This is a genomic window from Pseudochrobactrum asaccharolyticum (genome assembly GCF_003314995.1).
In the GTDB taxonomy this organism is placed as follows: domain Bacteria; phylum Pseudomonadota; class Alphaproteobacteria; order Rhizobiales; family Rhizobiaceae; genus Pseudochrobactrum; species Pseudochrobactrum asaccharolyticum.
This window is the reverse complement of sequence record NZ_QNRH01000003.1, coordinates 526,079-548,091: the sequence shown is the minus strand read 5'-3', so window position 1 is coordinate 548,091 and position 22,013 is coordinate 526,079. Positions and strand designations below refer to the sequence as shown.

Sequence of the window (22,013 nt, the reverse complement as noted above, 5' to 3'; positions counted from 1 at the left end):
AACTAAAAAATCGAATGACTGTTTTTTGATTTTTTGAAATCCGGCATATTCATTGCTAATCAATTGATTTTATTCAGTATGCTTTGTCATTCTCTGTGTGCATAAAATTATACTCAAACTTTGTTGTTCAGCAGGAATAGTTTTTTCGCAAAGCTTGCGGTGCCACCTTAAAGCCGGATATAGCTGTTACATGTTCACATGAACGGTGCGCGGAGGAAATGTGCTGTTCTGACATTGTGGACGAAGCATAATGGGAGTGAGAAATGAACGGTGCTGATAGCCTTTGCGACACCCTGCTGGCGCATGGGATCGATGTCTGTTTTGCCAATCCGGGCACATCAGAAATGCATTTTGTGGCAGCGCTTGATCGCAAACCGCAAATGCGCTGCGTATTGGGTCTGTTTGAAGGCGTGGTAACAGGTGCAGCCGACGGCTATGGCCGTATGGCGGATAAGCCGGCAGCAACTTTGCTGCATCTGGGCTCCGGCCTTGGTAACGGCGTTGCGAATTTACACAATGCTAAGCGAGCAAAAACACCGATCGTCAATATTGTCGGCGATCATGCAACATATCATCTGAAATATGATGCGCCGCTGACCAGTGATATTGAATCGCTGGCACGTCCGGTTTCCGGCTGGGTGAAGACGTCTAAATCCGCCGATGACATTTCAGCAGATACGGCTGAAGCTTTTGCCGCAGCGTGCAATGCACCGGGGCAGGTGGCAACGCTGATCCTGCCAGCCAACACCGCATGGACAGAAGCGCCACAGCAGATTGTGCAGCCTCTGACCCGCCCGCAACGTCGCAAGGTTGATGCTGATGCAGTGCGCGAAGCAGCTAAAGCGCTGCGCAACGGTAAACGCACGCTCATTCTGCTCGGCAATTTTGCATTGCGTGCCAGTGCGATGGAAATCGCCAGCCGTATTGCACAAACATCCGGTGCGCGTTTGTTGGCGCAGCAATCCAATGGCCGTATTGAGCGCGGTGCAGGTCGTGTTGCTGTTAATCGTGTGCTTTATCGTGTGGATGATGCACTGGCTGATCTGGCGGATATTGAACAGGTTGTGCTGCTTGGAGCAAAAATTCCGGTCGCTTTCTTCGCCTATCCGGGCAAACCGAGCACTTTCCTGCCGGAGGGTTGTGCAGTTGTTGATTATGCCGGTGAAGCAGATGACCAGCTTTATGCTTTGCAGGCACTGGCCGATGAAATGAATATTCCGGCATCTGTCACACCACTGCTCAATCAGCGTGGTGAGAAAGTCATGCCGACCGGTGTGCTGGATGATGACAAAATCAGCGCCATTGTTGCATCGCTGCTGCCGGAAAATGCGATTATTGTTGATGAATCCATTACGTCGGGTCGTGAAATGTTCGGTCTGACACATCAGTCAGCACCGCATGATTTTCTGCAGCTGACAGGTGGTGCAATCGGTATTGGTTTGCCGCTGGCAACCGGTGCGGCTGTGGCCTGTCCTGATCGTCAGGTGGTGGCTTTGCAGGCTGATGGCAGCGGCATGTATACGATGCAGGCGCTGTGGACTCATGCCCGTGAGAACCTGAATATTATCACCATCATCTTCGCTAATCAGCGCTATGCAATCCTGCATGGTGAACTGCAGAATGTCGGTGCCGGTGCTCCGGGACGCAATGCACAGCGCATGTTCGATCTGGTCGAACCGACGATTGACTGGGTGAGCCTTGCCAAAGGTGTCGGTGTTGAAGGTGCCCGTGCGACAACAGCAGAACAATTTGCTGATTTGTTTGCCGCAGCAAGCAAGCGCAAAGGCCCGTTCCTGATTGAAGCGATGATTTAAAATAATTGTGGCAGGGTTAAGCCCTGCCACAACTCTCACACTTGAGTAGCTTTTTCAGAACGCTCTTTAATGACATTCAGCACGATGGAATGGAAATCATTGAGGAAAATCTGACCCCACCAGTCGCAATAAATATTAATCGGCGTTGCGATGCGATATTGCGTTTTAAGCGTCAGCCGCGCGCGGTTTTCATCAATCGGTTCCAGCGAATATTCACCATAATCCAGTCCCAGATAGTCGCTGTTAACGCTGATATGCGCTTCCACCGCTTTGGGAATTGATGTGTCGCTGAAACGGAAATCCCAGCGCAGATAACGGTTTTCCTGCCAGCCGGTGATGACTTCTTCAAAATTGACACCTTTGCCCCATTTCAGATGGCGCACGGCACCAACACCGGAACCGGTGATACGGGCATCTTCGGGTTTCGGCACGCCGACAATACTGTGGCTGAAAGTCATGCCTAATTCGTCAGGGCGAATATCAGGAATTGCCAGTGTATTGTTCCAGATCACATGGGCAGGCGCGTTAATTTCAATCACTGTGGTGACGGAACTGAAGTGATCCTGATACTCAATCTGATTTTCCAGTGGCAGCGCAAGGAAAGGCAGTGCAATCACGAAAGTGACACTGCGTTTGGAATGATACTGACGTAAAAACCGCATGGTAGTATAAACACCAAGCGCCGTGCCTGCAAAGAAAAAGGGGGCAGCCATGGCCACACAAATACCAGCCTCACCAAAGATAATCATTGAGATGAGGATAAAGCCGAGCATGCAAAGCATGGCGGTTTTCATATGCTTGCGGATGCTGCCAGTGCCACGCGGGTCTATCTGAATAATCAGCAGGCTGGTGATTGCCATCGGCATTAGGATCAGGCCGGTGATAAAGGCCATCCCGCTACCCTCTCGTATCAGCCAGATGAGAATGTATAGCACCACCGCATAGAGCGTTGTTACGAAGATACTCAGCCAGAAACGGTCGGATGAAGGTTCTTTATGATTTTCAGACATAGGGTTTCTTAGACCAGCTTGGGCGGGCAGGACAACCGCCAAGGCTTGTCCCTTGCAAATAAACTTGCTAGAGCTTGGAAGAATGACACGGGGTGTCCTGTTTAACAGGGCTGAGATTTTAAACCCGTTGAACCTGATCCAGCTCATACTGGCGAAGGGATGTCTGTGTGCCCAGCCGTATTCACTGCGGTGCAAGCCCTTATTCCCTTGGCCGGCCATTTCTTAAGGCAAGGGAATTATCATGTCTGAACCAGTCCTTCTTCCGCTTCATAAGCAGCTTGTCCTCGTTACCGGTGGTGCGCGTGGCCTTGGACGCGACCTTGTGAAAGCCTTTCTGGGCGAAGGTGCACGTGTTGTAATCAATTATCACACAAGTGCAGATGCTGCCGCAGAACTGGCAGCACTGGCACCGGAAAAGGCACTGGCTGTGCAGGCCGATGTGACGGATGCGCAGGCTGTGCAGGCACTTTTTGCCGAGGCGCAACAGCATTTTGGTACGCCGGTCACAACTGTGGTCAATAATGCTTTGCCGGCATTCAGCTTTAACGGCGATGCCCGTGCCCATGCGGACGTTATTAGCTGGGAGCAGATCAATCAGCAGATGGAAGGCATTGTGCGCGGCGCACTCAACACCACGCAGGCTGCACTTGCCGGTATGGAACAAGCCGGTTTTGGCCGTATCATCAATATCGGCACCAATCTGTTTCAAAATCCGGTGGTTCCGTACCATGACTATACTGCGGCTAAAGCGGCGCTGCTGTCGCTGACCCGTACTTTGGCGCAGGATCTGGGTGAAAAGAACATTACAGTGAATATGCTCTCCGGCGGACTGCTGCGTACCACCGATGCCTCTGCTGCAACGCCGGAAGCTGTGTTCGATTATATCGCCTCTGCCACACCGTTGCGCCGTGTGACGACACCTGCGGAATTCGCAGATACCGCGCTGTTTTTCGCTTCACCATGGGCGCGTTCTGTAACCGGTCAAAATCTGGTTGTTGACGGCGGATTGGTGAAAAACTGATGCGGGAAATGCACCTTAATCTGTTTATCTTCGGTTGCGGGCATCACCGAGCAGCATGGCGGCATCCGCAATCGGCAGTCGAGCAGCTCAGTGATATCAGCTATTACACAAATCTGGCGCAGATTGCCGAGCGCGGCAAATTTGATGCGATTTTCTTCGCCGACTGGCATGCGATTGATAATATTGCGGATGGCCCGCGCAGTTATTTCGACCCGCTGACCTTGCTGGCCGCACTGGCAGGCGTAACCGAGAAAATCGGGCTGATCAGCACGGTATCCAGCACATTCACAACGCCGTTTCATGCGGCGCGGACACTGGCTTCACTCGATCATTTGTCGAAGGGGCGCATCGGCTGGAATGTTGTGACCTCAATGTTTGATAGTGAAGCACGCAATCATGGCTATGAGAGCATGCCACCACATGAGTGGCGGTACGGCCGCGCGGCAGAATTTATCGAAGCGGTACAGAAATTGTGGGATTCATGGGATGCGGATACGATTACCTGTGACCGTTCCAGTGATTATGCCCGCAAAGACGGCTTGCGAGCGATCCACCACAAAGGTGAGCATTTTACCACACAAGGGCCATTGACGATCCCGCGCCCGCCGCAGGGGCAACCGGTATTGTTTCAGGCAGGCGCATCCGATCAGGGCAGAGCCTTGGCCGCAGAAAAAGCCGAGGCAATTTATGCGGTGGCTTATGATCTGCCCGCTGCACAAGATTACTATCGCGATATTCAGCGCCGTGCAAAACTGGCGGGACGGAGTGCTGGCATACCGGTGATGCCGGGTCTGGTCACCTATGTGGCTTCCACACAAGCAGAAGCGAAAGCCAAGCAGCGGGAACTCGACGAATTGCTGCCGACAGCGGATTCCCTTCGCCAACTTGGCATGTTTATCGGGCAGGATTGTTCCGGCTGGGAGCTTGATGCGCCAGTGCCAACCTTGCCGCCACTTGAAGATTTCACAGGGCCGAAGGGGCGCTATGCGACCATTCTTCGGATTATTGAAACGGAACAGCCGACATTACGGCAGCTGCTCGGACGTTTGGCAGCAGGTGGCGGACATTGCACAATTGTGGGCACACCTGAGGCAATTGCGGATCAGATGGAATTATGGTGGCGTAATGAGGGGGCAGACGGTTTCAATCTGATGCCGCCGTCCTTGCCGTCTTCGATTGAGGATTTCGTTGAACAGGTGGTGCCGGTTCTGCAAAAGCGCGGCTTGTTCCGTTCAGACTATCAGACGGATACATTGCGCGGGCATTTGTGCTTACCGCTCACAGATAAGCCATAGATGACCCTCAAACGTGACGCTGATAATAATGAAATGATTTGGCGGGTGGCAATAATTACATCCGCCAATAAAGGATAAATGAATGTTCCGGTATTCCACTGCAGCCGTAATAGGCCTGCTGCTTTCTGTTGTGTCATTTTCTGCATCTGCAGAGGAGCAAAACATGCTTAAGCGGGCTGATGGCAGTGTGATCAACTGGTATCTGGAAAAGCCGCTGACAACAGAGAAAACAGGCTTGATCATTCTGGCGCAAGGCTCCGGCTGTCAGTCTGTGACTACAAGCGAGAATATCAAGCTGGCGCGCTCGGCTTTTCCTGATTTGAGCGCGCTGACAGTGGATAAATACGGTGTTGCAACCGGCGACAATCCACCGGATCCTTTTGACAAGGATTGCTCAGCCTCTTTCCGAGCCTATCACACGATGACGCAGCGTGTTGAGGATTATCTGCAAGTGCTGGAGAGCCTCAAACAGGCGCCATGGTGGAATGGCCAGCTGGTATTGTTCGGCGGCTCTGAGGGCGGGGATATTGCAGCACGACTGGCCGCTAAAACCAAGGCCGATGCGGTGATCCTGTTATCGACCGGTGGTGGTACGAGCTTCGGTGAGATGGTTAAACAGTCAATGGAAGGCGAGATGCTGCTCAACAAGGTGCCAAAGGAACATTGGCCGCAAGTTGATAAAGAATTCGCTCATGCCAGAGCCAATCCGCAAAGCAGCGAAACATGGGCAGGTTCCAGCTATCGTTTCTGGGCGGATGCCATTGATCACCGGCCGGTTGATGCAATGTTACAGTCCGATGCTGCCCTACTGCTCATTCAGGGCAGTGCTGACACGTCAACGCCGGTAAGCAATGCACGTATGACACTGGATGCGTTTGATGAAGCCAAACGTTGTAATCTGACATATTGGGAATTTGCCGGTTATAGCCACGGGATGCAGGATGCACAGGGTACCAGCCGTATGGCTGATGTGCTTGCGCAGGCCGGTTTCTGGCTCAAAAAGCAACTTGCAAACGGCAAGCCGGTTGTCTCTTGTACCCCAGCCAAATAGTTCAGAGCTGGTTTGTACAGGGCAAAACCATACGGCTTTGCCCTGTACTCATAGTTTTGGCGATCAGAGCGATCGGTTATTGAGGATTTTATCAATCAGTCCCCATTCCAGTGCCTCTTCTGCGCTCATAAACCGGTCACGGTCCAGTGTTTGCTCGACCTCTTCATAGCTACGGCCGCAATGTCTGGCATAGAATTCAATAACGCGATGCTTGGTTTTGCGCATCTCTTCCGCCTGAATGAAAATATCCGATGCCTGCCCCTGAAAACCGCCAAGCGGCTGATGCACATGCAGGCTGGCATTGGGCAATGCTGCACGTTGCCCCGGTTCGCCTGCCATCAGCAGAAACGACCCCATAGAACGTGCTGTTCCCATACATAAGGTGTGCACCGGTGCGTGAATATAATGCATCGTGTCATAGATGGCCAAGCCGCTGGTGATTGAGCCGCCGGGGGAGTTGATATAAAGACTGATCGGTTTCTTCGGGTTTTCAGCTTCCAGAAACAGCAATTGTGCGCAGACCAGCGCCGATATTGTGTCATTGACCTCACCATTGAGGAAAATGATCCGCTCGCGCAGCAGGCGGGAATAAATATCGAAAGAGCGTTCACCCAGTGCCGATTGTTCAACGACCATAGGGACGAGTTGCATCATCTCGCGCATCGGCAAGCTCCGTTCTTCAATGATTTAAAATTATGCTGTTTTACGCGGCACGCATGACGGATTGCAGATTGATGTTCGCCGCTTGCGGTTTCAGATGCAGGCGCGCATCATCAAGCTCATGGATAATGGTGAGGCTGGTACCGCCATTGTCATTTGCTGCAATCTGAAAGGTAACCACACTTTCAAGAAAGGGCGGTTCTGCCTCCCGCATCCGGTAGGAGGCTTGTTTTTCCGGTATGAGTGCTACCGGCTCAGATCGGGATAAATCCTGTTCCGGCAGCCAGTTTGCCCGCAGCTCAGGAATGCTGATGGCGCGCCAGACTTTTTGCGGACTGGCGTCGAACTCATATTCAAAGACCAGTCTGACAGCTGCTTCCGTATTGTCTTTCTCAGTCATTGATCCATATCCTTCAGCAAGGTCTTGAGAGCATCCATACGCGCAGGCCAATAAATGCGGTATTTTGTGAGCCATTGCGCAATCAAAGCAAGCCCGTCCGGATCGACTTCATAATTCACATAGCGGCCAAAGCGTTGTTCTCTGATCAGTCCTGCGCTCCGCAAGACAGCGAGATGCTGAGACATGGCCGGCTGGCTGATCTCCATACCTTCTCGTAAAGAACTGGCATTCATACTGCCTGACGCCAGCTTTTCGAAAATAGTACGTCGTGTCGGATCGGCTAAAGCCTTGAAGATATCATTTTCGCTCATGAACTACACATAAGTCAATACTTATGTGATTCGCAAGGGCTTCCATTAAAATTCCGAAATTTTCACCATAAAACATATAAAACGGGATGTGCATAAATTCCTATATACGGATTAGCAGATATCGTTATATTGTTCTAAATTACCAAGGAGAAATATAGTGTTATTCAAGCGCGTCGCTATCAATCTGATTCTGATTTGTATGGTGGTATCCGGTGCTGCAGCGCAAACGCTATCTAAGCCGGCGAACAAACCAATCCTGGTGATTTCCGGCTCTATTCAAAATAAAAACAAAGAAAAAACCGCAGAGTTCGATCGTGAAATGCTCATTGCGCTCGGTCTGCAGGTCGTTGAAACCACCAATCCCTGGTATGACGGCAAAACACGGTTTGAAGGCGTGCACCTCGATCAGTTGATGAAGCTGGTGGGTGCCAAAGGAACGACAATCCGGATTGTGGCGCTTAATGATTATGTGACCACGATTCCTTTGGACGATTTTAAGAAATTCAAAGTCATATTGGCGATGAAACGTGATGGCAACTTTATAACCGTACGCGAAAAAGGCCCGCTTTTTATCATCTATCCATATGACAGCGATCCGCAACTGCAAAGCCAGACCTATTATACGCGATCGGCGTGGCAGGTCTCTGAAATTATCGTCGAATAGGGGCTGTATGTGAGGCGCATACTCGGGGTCATTATTTGTTGTTTTATGCTGGCAACGGGCTACATCGCCTATGTCATTGCTGAACGACAAACATCCCTGCAAACATTTTTGCGCTATAATGACTCCTGGGCGATCAGCCAGATGTTATCTGAATATCTGCGCCTTGAGGAACGGCTTGCCGCCTTTGCTCTGGGGGCAGAAGGAGCTGATCGCGATGAAGTGCAGCTACGGTTGGATATTATCTTCAGCCGTTTGGAAGCGATGGAACAGGGCACTTTACAGGATTTTATTGAACGGAACCCCGAACATTCCCAGTTGATTTCAGACCTGAGCAATTTGCTGACGAAAATTGACAGTCAGTTTGATGAGCTGGATGCAGAGAAAATTAAAGCGCTGCTGCCTGAAATGAACAGTTTCGATAAGCCGCTGACAGCACTTGCTTCGTCTTCCGTAACCTATGATGTCAGCGTGATTAATAATGCGCAACAGGAAGTGCGGCAGTTACATTTGATCTATACGGGTGTTGCAGGCGGGCTGATCATTTTCGGGATTGCGCTGGTTGTTTTACTCATGCGTCAGAATGTGTTGCTGAACCGTGCGCATGGCCGCATGCAGCGCCTGACTGAAAATTTGCAGGAAGCTTCCGGTGAGTTAAAAACACAAAACGACCTGCTGGAACACTCCGCTCATCATGATGCGCTGACAGGTCTGCCTAACCGCGTTTTATTTCGCCAAAATCTTGAAGCCCGTATGCAGTTTTCACGAGACGGCGGGCCGGTTGCAGTGGTGCTGTTATTCGACCTTGACGGCTTTAAAGACGTCAATGACACGCTGGGGCATGATGTCGGCGATCTGTTGCTGCAAGTGGTGGCCAGCCGGTTCAGAGCTTCCAGCGAAAAAGGCGATTTGATTTGCCGTCTGGGCGGTGATGAGTTTGCGGTGATATCTGCGGATTTATGTCCCGTATCTGCCTATGCCTATGCTCAGCATCTGATGGAGGTTATCAGCCTGCCTTACCTGATCAATGATCATGAAATTAAAATCGGAACATGCAGCGGTGTTGCAATCTTCTCCGATGAGCCGGAAATGGAAGAGTTGTTTAAGCACGCAGACCTTGCGCTTTACGAAGCAAAAGCCATGGGCACCGGCCATATTTCGATTTTCCAGCCTTATATGCAGACGCGCTTGCTGGAGAAAAAAGCCTTTGAAGCCGATTTGCTGAGTGCTTTGAAGAACAATGAAATGGCAGTTTTTTATCAACCACAGGTTAATACCTATACGCGCGAGATTTGCGGTTATGAGGCGCTGTTGCGCTGGAAACACCCGCAACGCGGCTCAGTCTCACCGGCTGAATTTATTCCGGTGGCAGAGAAAATCGGCCTAATCCATGAACTGGGTGACTGGGTGCTCAAAGTGGCCAGTGAAGAGGCTGCGAGCTGGCGCGAGCCACTCAAAATCGCGGTGAATTTATCGCCTTTCGAATTTATTGCGCCCGATCTGGTGCAGCGCGTTGAGGCGATTTTGCGGGAAACCGGACTTGCTCCGCAACGTCTTGAGCTGGAAATCACGGAATCTGCTCTGCTCAATAAAAATGAACTGACATTGCAGGCGCTTCGCGGCTTTAAAGCGATGGGTATCCAGATTGCGATGGATGATTTTGGTACCGGTTATTCCTCACTCGGCAGTCTCAGCAGCTTTCCTTTTGATAAAATCAAAATTGACCGCACCTTTATCCATGATCTGACAACCAATCCGGATGCACGGGCCATTGTCGAACTGGTGACAGGTATCGGCCAAAGCCTTGGTATGATTACCATCGCAGAAGGTATTGAAACCGAAGAAGAACTGGAATGTCTTAAACAGGTTGGCTGTGATCAGGTGCAGGGTTATCTGTTCGGGCATCCGGTTCCGGCCTGTGAGCTTAAACATCTGCAATAACTAAAAATAATATTAGAAATGTACAATTTCTTGTGGAACTGTTTATTGCAAACTGTCCTATAAGGGAGAGAACATGGACGGCTGTGCTTTGCTTTGACGTCTTTGAAAATCTCAAGTGTCAAAGGAGAGCTGCCGTGAGCACCGTCACGTTACACGGAATTAAAATCCCATTATCGCCGGATGAGGTTTCTCCTGTGATCTGGCAGGCGATTGTCAGCGGACGCTATGAAGCAAAAGAAGCCAAATGGGTGTTTAAAGCTGTTAAGAGCGGTGACCGGGTTCTGGAGCTTGGTTCCGGCATTGGCGTGATCACATCGCTGATGGCGACAGTTGTGGATGTGCAGATCTGGGCTTTTGAAGCCAATCCTTCAACCGCAGACCTTGCACGCCGTGTGATTGATCTCAACACCACCGGCAATGTGTCTTTATCGCAAGGTATTCTGACTGCAGGTGCACCGGCAGACCATCGTTTTTATGTGCGTAAAGATCTCTGGATGTCCTCAATGGATAAAGATCAGGGGCCTTATGAGCGTGAAATCTCGCTGGCCTCTGCCAATATTGATGATTTTATCGCGGAACATAAGATCAATGTTCTGGTAATGGATATTGAAGGCGCTGAGCGCGATCTGCTGCAAAAGGCCGATCTGAACGGTGTTGAGCGTATTTTCCTCGAACTTCACGACCATCTTTACGGGTTAGCCGGTATCCGCGATATGACACAGGCACTGGCTGCAAAAGGCTATGCCTATGACCCGCGCGGTTCTTACGGTCCTTGTGTCCTGTTTTCCAAAGATGAAGCTATTCGTGAATATGAAGACGATGATGCAGAAACTGCGATTGCCTGAGCATTCGAGCATTTCACAGTCAAGTTGGATCAACTTGACGTCGGGATAATGCGACAAATTAAAGAATCTAGAGCGAGCACAGTGATCCAACATGAATGTAAACCGCTCTAGGTTGGTAATTCTTAAATAAAAAAAAGCCCAAACCAGTAATGGTTTGGGCTTTAGTATTACTTGATTTCGTCTCCGGTAACCGGACCTTCCCAGTTTGGTTTCCAGCCAAGTTCAGGAGCCACATATTTGGCGAAAGACTCCAGAATATGCAGGTTATATTCCGGTCCAAGCTGGTTCGGAATGGTCAGCATTAGTGTATCGGCCAGAGCAATGGCGCGATCTTTCTTCAGCTCTTCAATCAGCTTGTCCGGTTCCGCTGCATAGGTGCGTCCGAATGTGGAGCGGAAGCCATCAATCATGCCAACGCCGTCATGCTTTTCACCCGCATTGCTGAAATAAGCTGCATCCTGCGTATTCACAATCGGGAAAATGCTGCGGCTGACCGAAACACGCGGTGCGCCCTTGTGACCGGCCTGACGATAAGCTTCACGAAAACGAAGGATCTGCTCCGCCTGTAGCTCATCAAAAGGCATGCCAGCATCTTCCGTCAACAAGGTCGAGGACATCAGATTCAGACCTTGCTGGCCTGTCCATTCTGCGCTTTCCCTTGTTGCCGAACCCCACCAGATATGATCACGCAATGTGCTTGAGCGCGGCTCAATCGGCATGAACTGACCGCCGGTCATACTGCGCTCACCTTTGGCCAGAGGTTCGCCGTCAATCGCACGCATAAACAGATCAAATTTCGGGCGGGCGATATCTGCACCTCGCGGATCGGTTGAACCGGTATAACCAAAGGCTTCATAACCGCGTACCACTGTTTCCGGTGAACCACGGCTGATGCCAAGGGCAATACGTCCGTCTGCGAGAATGTCGAGCGCGGCAGCTTCCTCCGCCAGATAGAGCGGATTTTCATAGCGCATATCGATAACGCCGGTACCAACTTCGATATGTTTGGTTTTGGCTGCGATTGTTGCCAGCAACGGCATTGGCGAAGCCTGCTGACGGGCAAAGTGATGCACGCGGAAATAAGCACCATTTACACCGAGTTCATCAGCACCCACACCAATATCAACAGCCTGTTTCAGCATATCGCTGGCTGAACGGGTTTGTGACCCTTGTGCGTTTACGTAGTGACCAAAACTTAAAAAACCAAAGGCTCTCATGGAATGTCTCCTGCCGCCAAAGCGGTTTCAATAATTGTTGGTCTGGATATAGTATGGACAGGGAACGGAGACAAAGCTTGCAAATAGGACACTGTGTTCACCCTGTGGCTTCTGCATGAGCCACAATGTGTTGTTAAAGCTGTTACTATGAGCGATCTTATTGTTTTTCAGCGATGACGCGGCGGCGTTTTTGATCGGGCTGCAATGATATGCCGGTATGAAACTGCAGTTCCGGCAAGCGCGCCTTTATTGCAAAAGCCTGTTTCTGTAAATTCCGACTCACATCCTGAGATGCCTGCTTAAAATCGGTTGTTTCCAACCAGATGTCTAACCTATCCTGACCGTGTTGCACGGCTCTGTAATCCCGAATAGAGCTCCTGCTGGTTGCCATAGCCTGCCGGATGAGATCGGACGGGATCATTTGTGGTGCGCCATTGTCCCCGTGCCAATAGAGAATATCATCGCAGCGACCTTCAATTCGTTTCAGCCGTAAGCTGGCACAACCACAAGGGCAGGGCTCAGGATCAAGGATCAGAATATCAAATAGCCGGTATTTCAGCACCGGTTGGGTTTCGCGTGTCAGATCGGTAATGATCGGCGCGAAAGCACCACTGGCTTCATCAATCACATCACGTTCAATATGCACATAGGCTTCATTGAGATGCATATTACCGGCGCGGCAGGTCATGCCGAGCACGCCTTCTGTGCATTGATAGACCTGATCGACGCGTGTGCCAAACGCTGCTTCAATCGCGGTTTGATCTTCAGGCGACAGCACCTCCGCCACTGATATAATACAGCGCGGTGCAATATTGATGATACGATCTTGCTGTGCTTGCGCGAGAAGGCCAAGAATTTGTGCCGGTGCAATCAGAACAGTTGGCTGTTGTTTGGTCAGTCTTGGCAGATGCTCGCTGAAAATCTGCAACAAATCATAAAATTCAAAGCTGATCAGAGCATTGCCGAGCCGCTCATAGAGCATATTATTGGCACGCAGAAACAGTGACACACGCTGCCGTTGCAAAAATGACGGTGAGAAACGCCCCAGCATTAGTGCTGCCCACAGCGCCCGTTCGCGTTTGTTCGACGCAAAAAGCCCGCGCTGTCCTGACGTACCGGTGGAAAGGCCGACGGCAATATTGCCGATCATCGGAGCAAAATTGCGCTCCTGCTCCGAAGTCAGTGCAATTTTCAGCGCTTCTTCTTTGGTAATACCGGCGGTGTTGATCACTGTGAAATGCTCCATCATCAGCGCTTTATTCATCAAAGGCCATTCAGATAGCGGCTTATTGGCATAAGGCGCATAGAAGGGCGAGCGCGGCATAATATTGCGGCGCAGATGTTGGAACGCTTTATTCTGATGGTGTTCAATCGCATCACGCGAGGCGAAACCCTTGCCATAACGGGTACGTAGAAAGACAGAAAGCGGGTTCATTCTCACACCTCGCCGTCATTCATAGGATAGGCTTCGGTGCAATGGGACGCCATAATCCGCACTTGTGGATATGAGAGATGAAATGCGCGAAGTCTGGCAAATGTATCAATAAAAGCATCGCGGTCACCAAGACGGCGCAAAGTCATATCCGGTGGCAGCCGGTTGGCTTTGAGGGCTTCAAGACTCCAGATCGCATCGGCAACCAGAAAGATCGCGCCCTGTGTCGTCGCAGGCAAAAACAACCCTGTCTGGCCAAAGCCATGACCCGGCAGTGCTACAACCAACGCTGACTGATCGCCGAGCAGATCATAACCATCGCCAAAAGCGCTAAGCCCGTAAGGCGCAAGGCTGATACGCGGCAAGGTTTCCACCGTTTGCAAGTCCAGAGATTGCAGTTTGTCGCGGATCATTGCCGGACAGCCGGCCTGCAAACTTGCAATCCGGCCGGTGTCCAGTTTTTCAATTGCGGCACGCGATGTGATGACCGGTGGTATGGTGGCGAGATCAAACAGGCCAGCGACATGATCGGCATGCAGATGTGAAAGAAACACCAGATCCGGCGCGCCGAAGCCGCGCTTTGCAAGCTGATCGGGCAGAGTATCGGCTGGCTGAAACGTAACCGGTGTCAGCCAGCGATAAATCCGCTCGGGAAAGGGCTTCGTGGCCTGTGCGAACAAAGCGCCGTAACCGGTATCGAATAAAATTGTCCCACGCTCAGGATGGCGCAGTACTGCAATACCGGCCGGAAAGCGGGCAATACGCCAAGGCGCCCCGCGTTGGGTCATTGCCAGCGGGCCGCTGCAATAACCGACACGAAAAGAGGTAAAATCCAGAACGGTTTCAGAGACTGGCTGCATAGTCTTTAATACCATCTTCAATCGATACAGCAGGGTTATAGCCGAGCTTTTGCTGCGCTTTGCTGATATCCAGTGTCAGGCTGCGCCCAAGCGATGCGACCGCCTGACAAGTCAGAACCGGTTCCTGATGCGGTGCAAAAATACGATGCAGAAATTCCAGCCCTTTGGCCAGTTTCATGGCTCTGTCATAGGAAATATGGATTTCCTTCGGTGCAGAATGGTTTAGGGCACAGACAGCGGCCAGTAATTCTGAAAACTTGTAGGCTTTGCCGGAGGTGATGTTGAATATTTCACCATTTGCATTGTCATTGAAGCCGGCCAGTGCCATTGCACGCGCTGCATCCGACACATGGGTGATGTCGATTAAAGTTTGCCCGCCGCCGATCATCGGTACACGGCCGCGCTTAATCGCCTGTAACAGACGCGGCATCAACGAGCGGTCACCGGTGCCGTAAATGGCTCTGGGGCGCAGAGCGGTTGTGCGCATTCCCCCAGTCTGATCTGCTGCAAGGACGAGACATTCCGCTTCATATTTGGTGCGGGCATAATGACTGGGAAAATGTGCTGGCAACGCGGCATTTTCCGTCAGGTTCAAGCGATCCTGTCCGTTGGCATAAATACTCGGTGAGGATGCAAAAACAAAGCGTGCTGCACCGGCTTTACGCGCCGCATCAAGCAAACGCTGTGTGGCGGTAACATTCACAGCCTGAAAAATCTGCGCCTTACCCCATGCGGTTGAAAGTGCAGCACAATGGAAAACAATCTCAACTTGCTGAAAGGCCCGCGCCGGATAATCACCTTGCAGATCAAAGGGAATGAACTCAATGCCTTGCGTTTCAAGCAATTGGCCGGCCTGCGCATCCCGCCCTTGCGCAAGCACGTGATGTCCTTGTGCCGATAATTGTTGGGCGAGACGGTTTCCGAGGCAGCCTGTGGCGCCTGTGACAAGCACTTTAGCCATTAGTATCGCAACACCACGCCGCCGATGGAGATACCAGCAGATGTACCGGCTAACAGAACCAGATCATTCCGCCGCAGCCGTTTTTCACAAATTGCTGTGTGCAGCGCCATCGGAATAGAAGTGGCAATTTGGTTGCCGAAACGGGAGAAAGTCTGAATAACCTTGTCTGGATCAAGCCCGACGCGCGCCAGCCCGTGCGTGAGAGAAAGGCCGCTTGCCTGATGGGGAATGATGCAATCAATATCAGTGATATTCAGACCATCTTGTGCAAAAAGCCGCTTTAAAAAGCGTGGCAGATAACGGGCAGTGACGCGAAAGGCTGCTTGCCCGTTCATGCGGAAATAAGACGCCTCAGCTGCCGCAACCGGATCAACCGCCGCTGATATGCGGGTGCCGCCACCGGCAAGCACGCAGGCATCGCGCCCTTCCGAATAGGTTTCAAAACGACTGGCGAGCAGGCCGTCACCATCAGCGGTGAGTACCACAGCCGCAGCGCCGTCACCGAAAATAGCCGCCACATCGGGCTCTTTCCAGTCCAGTCCGACAGAGGCAATATCAGCAGAAAAAATCAGTACATTGCGGGCAAGACCCAGCTGGATTTTCATGGCCGCCAGATCAAGCGCCTGAATGAAACTGAGGCATGTTGCATTGACATCATAGGCAGGAATGCCGGATTTTCCCAAACCCAGTCGGTGCTGAACCAGTGTTGCGGTGGAGGGGATGACCTGTTCCATCACGCCGCAGGCACCGAGGATCAGATCAAGATCCTGCGGTGCAATACCTGCAGCATCGAGTGCCTGCAAAGCCGCCTGTTCTGCCATGTAGGAGCTGGTCTCATCCCCTTCAGCTACATAACGGGCGGTAAGGTCAAAACGATTTTCTGTCGTTCCTGCCGGCCAACCCAGCATTTTGTCAATGTCTGACGAAAGAACGCATTTTCTGGGCAGGTACGCCCCCGTTCCGGCAATTCGCAATCCGGGTTTCCCCGCACCATTTTTAAGGATGGTCATCAATACTCGCACTTAATTTGTGGCGTTATCTTACGGGGTCGCATGATCATCCCCGCCCGTCAAGAGAGGTTTTGCGACAGAGTTTAGTGACAATTGCGACAAAGTCAGGCTATTTAGCGGCTTGAGCTTCAGCGAAAACGTATATTTCGCTACAGTCTAATTGCTTAAATCTGAGCCGGTTTCCGGTAAAATTATGCTGTAAGTATCACGTGTTGACGTGCTGTTCGTGGCTGTAAGTATATGGCATTCCGGTGGGAGATTGTATGAATTCGTTGTATTTTCGCCTCTGGATGATGCTGACCGGCTGGGGCGCTGTAGGGCTGGTTTATAGTCTGACGAGCAGTCAGGATCAGGCATCTGCCATTATGCTGCAACCTTCAGCAATCGATCTGTGGTTTGATTTTGATCCGAATGCGATCTGGCTCTATTTGTCGTTCTTTCCGCTCGTTGCATTGGGCTATTTACTCTGTCCGGCGCAACGCTTGCTTTGGCTGGCACGTTCCATGCAGCTCTCCGCATTAGGCGCAGGTGTGGTGTTTATATTCTGGCCAACGACAATGATCTTTCCGCCGGTGACGCAGGATACAATCAGCGCAGCCGCTTTGAAGCTGCTGATCAGTTTTGACTCATTGCAGAATTGTCTGCCGTCCTTGCATGTCACACTGACAATTCTGGCTGTCTGCGCACTCTGGCAAAAACATACGCCATTACGCAGCCTGTTTTTTGCGGTGTGGGGGCTGGCAATTACAGTCTCTATTCTGCAATTGCACCGTCATCAGTTTGTTGACCTGCTGGGCGGCGCGGTGCTTGCAATAGCTGCGGGATTACTTGCGCAGCGGATACTGAGTCGTAAAGCGGATAAAGTGGCGGGACAGACAACATGATGGCGATTGCATTTCCGATTTTTCTGCTGATTATCCTTGTACTTAGTGAAATGCTGATCCTGAGCAGAACCGGCAAAGAAAAAGTCGACTGGCATGATGTCGTGTTCAATCTGAACTCCGGACATCTGATGCTCTGGTTGTTTCGCGGGCTGGAACTGGCCTGTTATGGCTTTATTGTTGCAAATTTCAGCCTGAATATCGTGTCGGACTGGCCGCCGGTCTGGTTATGGCTGTTTGCGATTTTGATGTGGGATTTTTGTTTTTACTGGCTGCATCGTCTGCATCATAAATTCGCGCTGCTTTGGGCGGTGCATGTGGTGCATCATCAGGGAGAGCATTTCAATCTGTCGCTGGCGGTGCGCAATTCGTGGTATTCTTCGCTGGCGTCTATTCCGTTTTTCATTCCTATGGCTTTGCTGGGCGTACCGTTACCGGTGTTTATCACGGTTTCGGTGCTGCATTACTCAATCCAGTTGATGAACCATAGTGCGCTTACGCCGCGTCTCGGTTTTCTGGAATATATTCTGGTGACACCGGCACATCACCGAATTCATCATGTGAATGACCGCGCTTATTCGGATTCCAATTATGCAGGTAGCTTTGCCTTTTTTGACCGGCTGTTCGGCACCTACCGGCCGGATCTGCCGGAAACGGACTTCGCTTATGGTGTGAAAGGCGCTAAATCCTCGCAAAATCCGTTTGTTGCAAGCAATGAGCCGTTCCGTAAATATCTGCAGGCACGCCGAGAGAAAAAGCAGCATAAAAAGCCGGATTTCATCAATTCCGGTTTTGTGGTGTTAAGCGGTGCTGTCATTTTGTTCGCACTCGTCACCGGTTATATCTGGCTTTACGGCTATCAGATCAGCCAGACTTTATCGGAACAGGTGCTGTTGTTTGTTCTGCTCGCGGCGGGTTCCGTTGCGCTTGGTGGCATCAGCGAGGGCAGGCAATGGGCTGTGATCAGCTGGTTTGTAAATACGTGGCTGATGTTGCTGAGTTTTGCCGCCTATTTTCAATGGCATCACCCGTTCTGGATGACCGGCATGGGCTTGTTAGCTCTGCATAGTACAGCCGTCATGCTCGGTTGGGGGCGTCGTGCAATTACGCACGACGATACAGCTCAAGACTAGAGCGCCGTGTGCCAAAATTGGCACACAAAGGTCGCTCTAACACTTTAAAATGAGAGCATAATTTCACCTTAAACCGATCCAAGTTTAAGGAATTATGCTCTAAGATCAGTCTGTCAGTGCCTTGGTGGCTAAATCCGCAACGCTGGAGCGCATGACGAGATTGGCACCGACGAGAATTTTTACCGGTGGCTGCGTATCGGTGGTGTTGATGAGATCATCGAGGATGGTCACGGCGAGATTGCCGATTTTGCGCTTGGATACTTCAACGGTCGTCAGGCCCGGTTCCATCGTGGCGCTTTGCGGCAGATTATCAAAGCCGATAACCGAGACATCTTCCGGTATCCGGATGCCTTTTTCTTTCAGCGCTTTGATGAAGCCATAAGCGATAATATCATTGGTGCAGAAATAGCATTCCGCCAGTTCCAGCCCCGCATTGAGCATCGCGCAGGTATCGCGATAGGCACCTTCATAGGTGGATTCAACCGAGAGGATATCGCAGTCCTGAGCCTTCAGATCGAGGCGCTGCATATTCTTGAAGAACGCATCGCGGCGCAGGCGGAAGTTCGTGGTTTCCGTGTGGCTGGCAACAAAGCCAATGCGGTTGAAACCAACCTGTTTGAAACGCGACAGCACTTTGAAGACTGCATCTTCATTGTTCATATCGACAAAATTGGCCTCAACCACTTCGTAAAACGTGTCGATAAAGACGGTCGGAAAGCCCAACCCCTGAATCATATGAATGTCTGAGGAAGACAATTCGGTGCCCAGCGCGATCACGCCGCGAATAGGCGCGCCTGCTAAAGTTTCTGCCACGGCACTGATCGGCTGTCCCTCAAAACTGACAACTTCAAGCGCATAATTGCGACTCGTTGCTTCCAGTGACATGCCATCAATATAGTCGGAAACAAAAACACTATGATCGCGGTTAACAGTGCCGCCATGTTTGGCGATCTTCAAAAAACGAATCGTTCCGGCGCCGCCGGAGCCTGTTTTTGCGATGCGCGGCACATAATTGAGGCGCGATACGGATTCCAGAACCCGAGCTCTGGTTTCGCCGGAAATTTCACCTTTACCATTGAGAACAAGAGAAACGGTAGCGGGCGAAACCCCCGCATTTTCAGCAATATCTCTGATCGTAAAGGACTTTTTCTTTTTCATTTTGTTCCGGACTGCTTTTCGATGCTGGCAAGAAAGATTTTCGTTTACTAAACAAAATCGCTCCCATTTAAAACGATTAAGGTAGTTTCATGTGTAAGGCAACCACAATTCCCTGATAGCACGCTTGACATCCCCTAGGCATCCGGTAATTTATTTAGTGAATAATAGTTTTGTTTAGTAAACACGGTGGGCAGAGACAATGCAAAAGACAAGCAATCAATTTGCTATGCTTGTTGTCATCAATCTCGGATTGCTTGCGCTCGGCGCATATATTTCGGGTGGTTCGTTCCTGTCGCTGTTTAATCTGCAGTCGATGGCAGTGCAGAAAGCCCGATGGCGTTCAGCCTTGCTTTTATCGGTCTGGCACTTGTGATCGGTCTTGCAGGCGGTATCGTCAATGGTGTGCTGATTGCGCGCTTTAAAATCACGCCTATCCTTTGCACACTCGGAACGCAGATGGCCTTTACAGGTCTTGCCGTTGTTGTGTCCGGTGGCCGCGCTGTTATGGTCGGCAGCCCTGATCTGTTGTCGCGCATCGGTAATGATATGTTCCTGAGCGTGCCGATCAGCTTCATCATCTTTATTGTTATCGCGACTGTTATCGGTGCTGTGGTGCGTTTCACGCCCTATGGTCGTTGGCTGATGCTGATGGGCAGCAACCCGAAAGCTGCGGAATTCGCCGGTTTTCCGCGCAATGCCGTGCTGATTGCAACCTATGCCACCAGTGGTTTTCTGGCGGGTATCGCCGGTGTTATTATCGCTGCGCGTAACGTGAACGTAAAATTCGATTACGGCAGCTCCTATCTTCTGGTTGCCATTCTCATCGCCGTTATGGCGGGTGTGAAGCCGGAAGGTGGTTATGGCCGTGTTATTTGCGTTGTGCTCAGCGCGATTGCCCTGCAGCTGATGTCCAGCTTGCTTAACTTTGGCGGTCTTTCCAATTTTGTCCGCGATTTTGCATGGGGCCTGCTGCTGCTCGCTTTCCTTGCAGTCGGAAAATACGACATTGCGGGTTTCTTTACCTTTGGCAATCGCCAACAGGGAACGATCGGTGCTCAACCCTCAGGCACCCGAACATAGACACTGAGGGTCAGTCCGTCTGGAGGAAATAATGAAAGCAACTACGAAAAAACTGCTCGCCGGTAGCATCATTGGCGCAACTATGGTTGCAGGCAGCGCTGGCGTTCTGGTCGCGCAGGAAAAGCCTGTTATCTCGACCGTGGTGAAAATCAGCGGTATTCCTTGGTTCGACCGTATGAATACCGGTGTTGAAGCCTATCAGAAGGCCAATCCTGATGTGGTTGCCACTCAGAGTGGTCCGGCAACATCCGATGCTGCCCAGCAGCTGCAGATCGTTCAGGATCTGGTTGCTAAAGGCGTAACCGCGCTGGCAGTTGTTCCTATGGATCCGGCTGTTCTGGAAGGCACCTTCAAGCGCGCTATGGAGCGTGGCATTGTTGTTGTGACCCATGAAGCTGACAACCAGATCAATACAATGGCTGACGTAGAAGCCTTTGATAATTCTGATTACGGTACAGCGCTTAATGAGCGTCTGGCACAGTGCATGAACAACACCGGCAAGTGGACAACTTTCGTTGGTTCGCTCGGCAGCCGTACCCACATGCAGTGGGTTGCTTCTGCTGAAGAAAATGCCAAGAAATACCCAGAAATGCAGCTCGTTGATCCGAACAATGAATCGTTCGACGATGCAAACGGCACTTATGAAAAAGCCAAAGAAATTCTGCGCAAGCATCCTGATCTGAAGGGCTTCCAGACTTCTGCCGGTAATGACGTTCTCGGTATCGGCCGTGCGATTGATGAAGCTGGTCTGAGCGGCAAAGTTTGCCTCGTCGGCACCGGCTTGCCAAATCCTTCAGCTGATCTGCTGGAATCCGGTGCAATCACTGCAATCGGTTTCTGGGATCCGCAGAAAGCCGGTATGGCGATGAATGCGCTTGCTCGCATGTTCATCGAAAAGAAAGAAGTTAAAGACGGTACCGATCTTGGCGTTGAAGGCTACAACAGCGTTCGCGTGAAGAAGGGTGCAGGTGAAGGTCTTCTGGTTATCGGTAACGGCATGGTTATCGCTGACAAGGCTACCTACAAAGAACACCTGTTCTAAGAAAACCTGAACAGATCTGATCCTGTTGCCGGAATGTCGTTCCATCCCGTGCGGCGGGGTCATAGATCCGGATGCGCCCTCCCGAAGCGCGCATCCGGATATCTGTATCCGGCTGAAGAGTAAATGAAACCAACAGCTTGAAGTGCCTGTCACATTCCAAATGACAGACGTTAAACTGTAAAATCAGCCGGTTTCTAAGCGGTTCCAATCGCCGATGAGCGAGACGGTGC

Annotated in this window: 20 protein-coding genes, 1 pseudogene and 1 riboswitch; of the genes and pseudogenes, 11 read left to right on the top strand and 10 right to left on the bottom strand. The window is 51.1% G+C overall.

What is annotated here, in order from left to right; genetic code table 11:
* Window positions 1-263: 263 nt before the first annotated feature.
* On the top strand, window positions 264-1,814 hold the full coding sequence (locus DFR47_RS10855) for an acetolactate synthase large subunit (protein WP_113944417.1): 1,551 nt from the start codon (window positions 264-266) through the stop codon (window positions 1,812-1,814).
* A 35-nt stretch (window positions 1,815-1,849) separates the two neighbouring features.
* Here DFR47_RS10855 and DFR47_RS10850 read toward each other — a convergent pair whose 3' ends face one another.
* Complete coding sequence (locus tag DFR47_RS10850) at window positions 1,850-2,824, bottom strand: SRPBCC family protein (RefSeq protein WP_113944416.1); 975 nt, start codon at window positions 2,822-2,824, stop codon at window positions 1,850-1,852.
* 78 nt (window positions 2,825-2,902) lie between these two features.
* A riboswitch (TPP riboswitch) is annotated at window positions 2,903-3,001 on the top strand.
* Between the two features lie 64 nt (window positions 3,002-3,065).
* On the opposite strand from DFR47_RS10850, the gene DFR47_RS10845 reads away from it, so the two are divergent.
* The 3 genes from DFR47_RS10845 to DFR47_RS10835 all read left to right on the top strand — a co-directional run bounded on the left by DFR47_RS10845 (window position 3,066) and on the right by DFR47_RS10835 (window position 6,191).
* Window positions 3,066-3,845, top strand: a complete 780-nt coding sequence (locus DFR47_RS10845) for a 3-oxoacyl-ACP reductase (RefSeq protein WP_113944415.1) — start codon at window positions 3,066-3,068, stop codon at window positions 3,843-3,845.
* A complete protein-coding gene (locus tag DFR47_RS10840; RefSeq protein ID WP_113944414.1) occupies window positions 3,845-5,140 on the top strand; it encodes an LLM class flavin-dependent oxidoreductase in 1,296 nt (431 codons plus the stop codon). The genes DFR47_RS10845 and DFR47_RS10840 overlap by 1 nt, the downstream gene beginning before the upstream one ends.
* A 163-nt stretch (window positions 5,141-5,303) precedes the next feature.
* Window positions 5,304-6,191: an alpha/beta hydrolase family protein gene (locus tag DFR47_RS10835; protein WP_245416533.1), complete on the top strand. Its 888-nt coding sequence runs from the start codon at window positions 5,304-5,306 to the stop codon at window positions 6,189-6,191.
* A gap of 63 nt (window positions 6,192-6,254) precedes the next feature.
* Here DFR47_RS10835 and DFR47_RS10830 read toward each other — a convergent pair whose 3' ends face one another.
* From DFR47_RS10830 to DFR47_RS10820, 3 genes are read right to left on the bottom strand one after another with little or no spacing between them, the layout of a single operon-like run.
* Window positions 6,255-6,854, bottom strand: coding sequence for an ATP-dependent Clp protease proteolytic subunit (locus tag DFR47_RS10830; protein WP_113944413.1), 600 nt, complete (start codon window positions 6,852-6,854; stop codon window positions 6,255-6,257).
* Between the two features lie 40 nt (window positions 6,855-6,894).
* The gene (locus DFR47_RS10825; protein ID WP_113944412.1) at window positions 6,895-7,251 is read right to left on the bottom strand and encodes an SRPBCC family protein; all 357 of its coding nucleotides are present in this window, start codon (window positions 7,249-7,251) and stop codon (window positions 6,895-6,897) included.
* Entirely contained in the window at window positions 7,248-7,562 is a 315-nt protein-coding gene (locus tag DFR47_RS10820) for an ArsR/SmtB family transcription factor (RefSeq protein WP_113944411.1), read from the bottom strand. Before DFR47_RS10820 ends, DFR47_RS10825 begins: the two co-directional genes overlap by 4 nt.
* A 157-nt stretch (window positions 7,563-7,719) precedes the next feature.
* Here DFR47_RS10820 and DFR47_RS10815 point away from each other — a divergent pair, with 157 nt between their 5' ends.
* From DFR47_RS10815 to DFR47_RS10805, 3 genes are all read left to right on the top strand, one after another.
* Window positions 7,720-8,226: a putative pterin-binding protein gene (locus tag DFR47_RS10815; RefSeq protein ID WP_374788373.1), complete on the top strand. Its 507-nt coding sequence runs from the start codon at window positions 7,720-7,722 to the stop codon at window positions 8,224-8,226.
* A 9-nt stretch (window positions 8,227-8,235) separates the two neighbouring features.
* Window positions 8,236-10,164, top strand: a complete 1,929-nt coding sequence (locus tag DFR47_RS10810) for a putative bifunctional diguanylate cyclase/phosphodiesterase (protein WP_113944410.1) — start codon at window positions 8,236-8,238, stop codon at window positions 10,162-10,164.
* Window positions 10,165-10,298: 134 nt separating this feature from the next.
* A complete protein-coding gene (locus DFR47_RS10805; protein ID WP_113944409.1) occupies window positions 10,299-11,009 on the top strand; it encodes an FkbM family methyltransferase in 711 nt (236 codons plus the stop codon).
* A 167-nt stretch (window positions 11,010-11,176) separates the two neighbouring features.
* Here DFR47_RS10805 and DFR47_RS10800 read toward each other — a convergent pair whose 3' ends face one another.
* The 5 genes from DFR47_RS10800 to DFR47_RS10780 all read right to left on the bottom strand — a co-directional run bounded on the left by DFR47_RS10800 (window position 11,177) and on the right by DFR47_RS10780 (window position 16,387).
* A complete protein-coding gene (locus DFR47_RS10800; RefSeq protein WP_113944408.1) occupies window positions 11,177-12,226 on the bottom strand; it encodes an LLM class flavin-dependent oxidoreductase in 1,050 nt (349 codons plus the stop codon).
* A gap of 157 nt (window positions 12,227-12,383) precedes the next feature.
* Window positions 12,384-13,661 (bottom strand): F390 synthetase-related protein, encoded by a 1,278-nt coding sequence (locus DFR47_RS10795; protein WP_113944407.1) that lies wholly within the window; start codon window positions 13,659-13,661, stop codon window positions 12,384-12,386.
* Between the two features lie 2 nt (window positions 13,662-13,663).
* Complete coding sequence (locus DFR47_RS10790; RefSeq protein WP_170137481.1) at window positions 13,664-14,518, bottom strand: MBL fold metallo-hydrolase; 855 nt, start codon at window positions 14,516-14,518, stop codon at window positions 13,664-13,666.
* Window positions 14,502-15,479: an NAD-dependent epimerase/dehydratase family protein gene (locus tag DFR47_RS10785; RefSeq protein ID WP_113944405.1), complete on the bottom strand. Its 978-nt coding sequence runs from the start codon at window positions 15,477-15,479 to the stop codon at window positions 14,502-14,504. Before DFR47_RS10785 ends, DFR47_RS10790 begins: the two co-directional genes overlap by 17 nt.
* A complete protein-coding gene (locus tag DFR47_RS10780) occupies window positions 15,479-16,387 on the bottom strand; it encodes a 3-oxoacyl-[acyl-carrier-protein] synthase III C-terminal domain-containing protein (protein ID WP_210207294.1) in 909 nt (302 codons plus the stop codon). The genes DFR47_RS10785 and DFR47_RS10780 overlap by 1 nt, the downstream gene beginning before the upstream one ends.
* Before the next feature lie 365 nt (window positions 16,388-16,752).
* On the opposite strand from DFR47_RS10780, the gene DFR47_RS10775 reads away from it, so the two are divergent.
* The gene (locus DFR47_RS10775) at window positions 16,753-17,373 is read left to right on the top strand and encodes a phosphatase PAP2 family protein (protein WP_113944403.1); all 621 of its coding nucleotides are present in this window, start codon (window positions 16,753-16,755) and stop codon (window positions 17,371-17,373) included.
* Entirely contained in the window at window positions 17,370-18,503 is a 1,134-nt protein-coding gene (locus DFR47_RS10770) for a sterol desaturase family protein (RefSeq protein ID WP_113944402.1), read from the top strand. Before DFR47_RS10775 ends, DFR47_RS10770 begins: the two co-directional genes overlap by 4 nt.
* 105 nt (window positions 18,504-18,608) lie before the next feature.
* Here DFR47_RS10770 and DFR47_RS10765 read toward each other — a convergent pair whose 3' ends face one another.
* The gene (locus DFR47_RS10765; protein WP_113944401.1) at window positions 18,609-19,661 is read right to left on the bottom strand and encodes a LacI family DNA-binding transcriptional regulator; all 1,053 of its coding nucleotides are present in this window, start codon (window positions 19,659-19,661) and stop codon (window positions 18,609-18,611) included.
* Window positions 19,662-19,860: 199 nt separating this feature from the next.
* Between DFR47_RS10765 and DFR47_RS10760 the strand changes: the two are divergent.
* Both DFR47_RS10760 and DFR47_RS10755 read left to right on the top strand, forming a co-directional pair.
* Window positions 19,861-20,741: pseudogene (locus DFR47_RS10760) on the top strand (ABC transporter permease).
* 31 nt (window positions 20,742-20,772) lie between these two features.
* Entirely contained in the window at window positions 20,773-21,783 is a 1,011-nt protein-coding gene (locus DFR47_RS10755) for a substrate-binding domain-containing protein (RefSeq protein ID WP_113944400.1), read from the top strand.
* Window positions 21,784-22,013 lie beyond the last annotated feature (230 nt).

Coding starts and splice junctions, on each gene's coding strand:
- DFR47_RS10770 (WP_113944402.1), top strand. CDS start 17,370: ATGATGGCGATTGCATTTCCGATTTTTCTGCTGATTATCCTTGTACTT.
- DFR47_RS10825 (WP_113944412.1), bottom strand. CDS start 7,251: ATGACTGAGAAAGACAATACGGAAGCAGCTGTCAGACTGGTCTTTGAA.
- DFR47_RS10835 (WP_245416533.1), top strand. CDS start 5,304: ATGCTTAAGCGGGCTGATGGCAGTGTGATCAACTGGTATCTGGAAAAG.
- DFR47_RS10795 (WP_113944407.1), bottom strand. CDS start 13,661: ATGAACCCGCTTTCTGTCTTTCTACGTACCCGTTATGGCAAGGGTTTC.
- DFR47_RS10790 (WP_170137481.1), bottom strand. CDS start 14,518: ATGCAGCCAGTCTCTGAAACCGTTCTGGATTTTACCTCTTTTCGTGTC.
- DFR47_RS10840 (WP_113944414.1), top strand. CDS start 3,845: ATGCGGGAAATGCACCTTAATCTGTTTATCTTCGGTTGCGGGCATCAC.
- DFR47_RS10785 (WP_113944405.1), bottom strand. CDS start 15,479: ATGGCTAAAGTGCTTGTCACAGGCGCCACAGGCTGCCTCGGAAACCGT.
- DFR47_RS10830 (WP_113944413.1), bottom strand. CDS start 6,854: ATGCGCGAGATGATGCAACTCGTCCCTATGGTCGTTGAACAATCGGCA.
- DFR47_RS10755 (WP_113944400.1), top strand. CDS start 20,773: ATGAAAGCAACTACGAAAAAACTGCTCGCCGGTAGCATCATTGGCGCA.
- DFR47_RS10850 (WP_113944416.1), bottom strand. CDS start 2,824: ATGTCTGAAAATCATAAAGAACCTTCATCCGACCGTTTCTGGCTGAGT.
- DFR47_RS10800 (WP_113944408.1), bottom strand. CDS start 12,226: ATGAGAGCCTTTGGTTTTTTAAGTTTTGGTCACTACGTAAACGCACAA.
- DFR47_RS10765 (WP_113944401.1), bottom strand. CDS start 19,661: ATGAAAAAGAAAAAGTCCTTTACGATCAGAGATATTGCTGAAAATGCG.
- DFR47_RS10780 (WP_210207294.1), bottom strand. CDS start 16,387: ATGCTGGGTTGGCCGGCAGGAACGACAGAAAATCGTTTTGACCTTACC.
- DFR47_RS10820 (WP_113944411.1), bottom strand. CDS start 7,562: ATGAGCGAAAATGATATCTTCAAGGCTTTAGCCGATCCGACACGACGT.
- DFR47_RS10855 (WP_113944417.1), top strand. CDS start 264: ATGAACGGTGCTGATAGCCTTTGCGACACCCTGCTGGCGCATGGGATC.
- DFR47_RS10775 (WP_113944403.1), top strand. CDS start 16,753: ATGAATTCGTTGTATTTTCGCCTCTGGATGATGCTGACCGGCTGGGGC.
- DFR47_RS10845 (WP_113944415.1), top strand. CDS start 3,066: ATGTCTGAACCAGTCCTTCTTCCGCTTCATAAGCAGCTTGTCCTCGTT.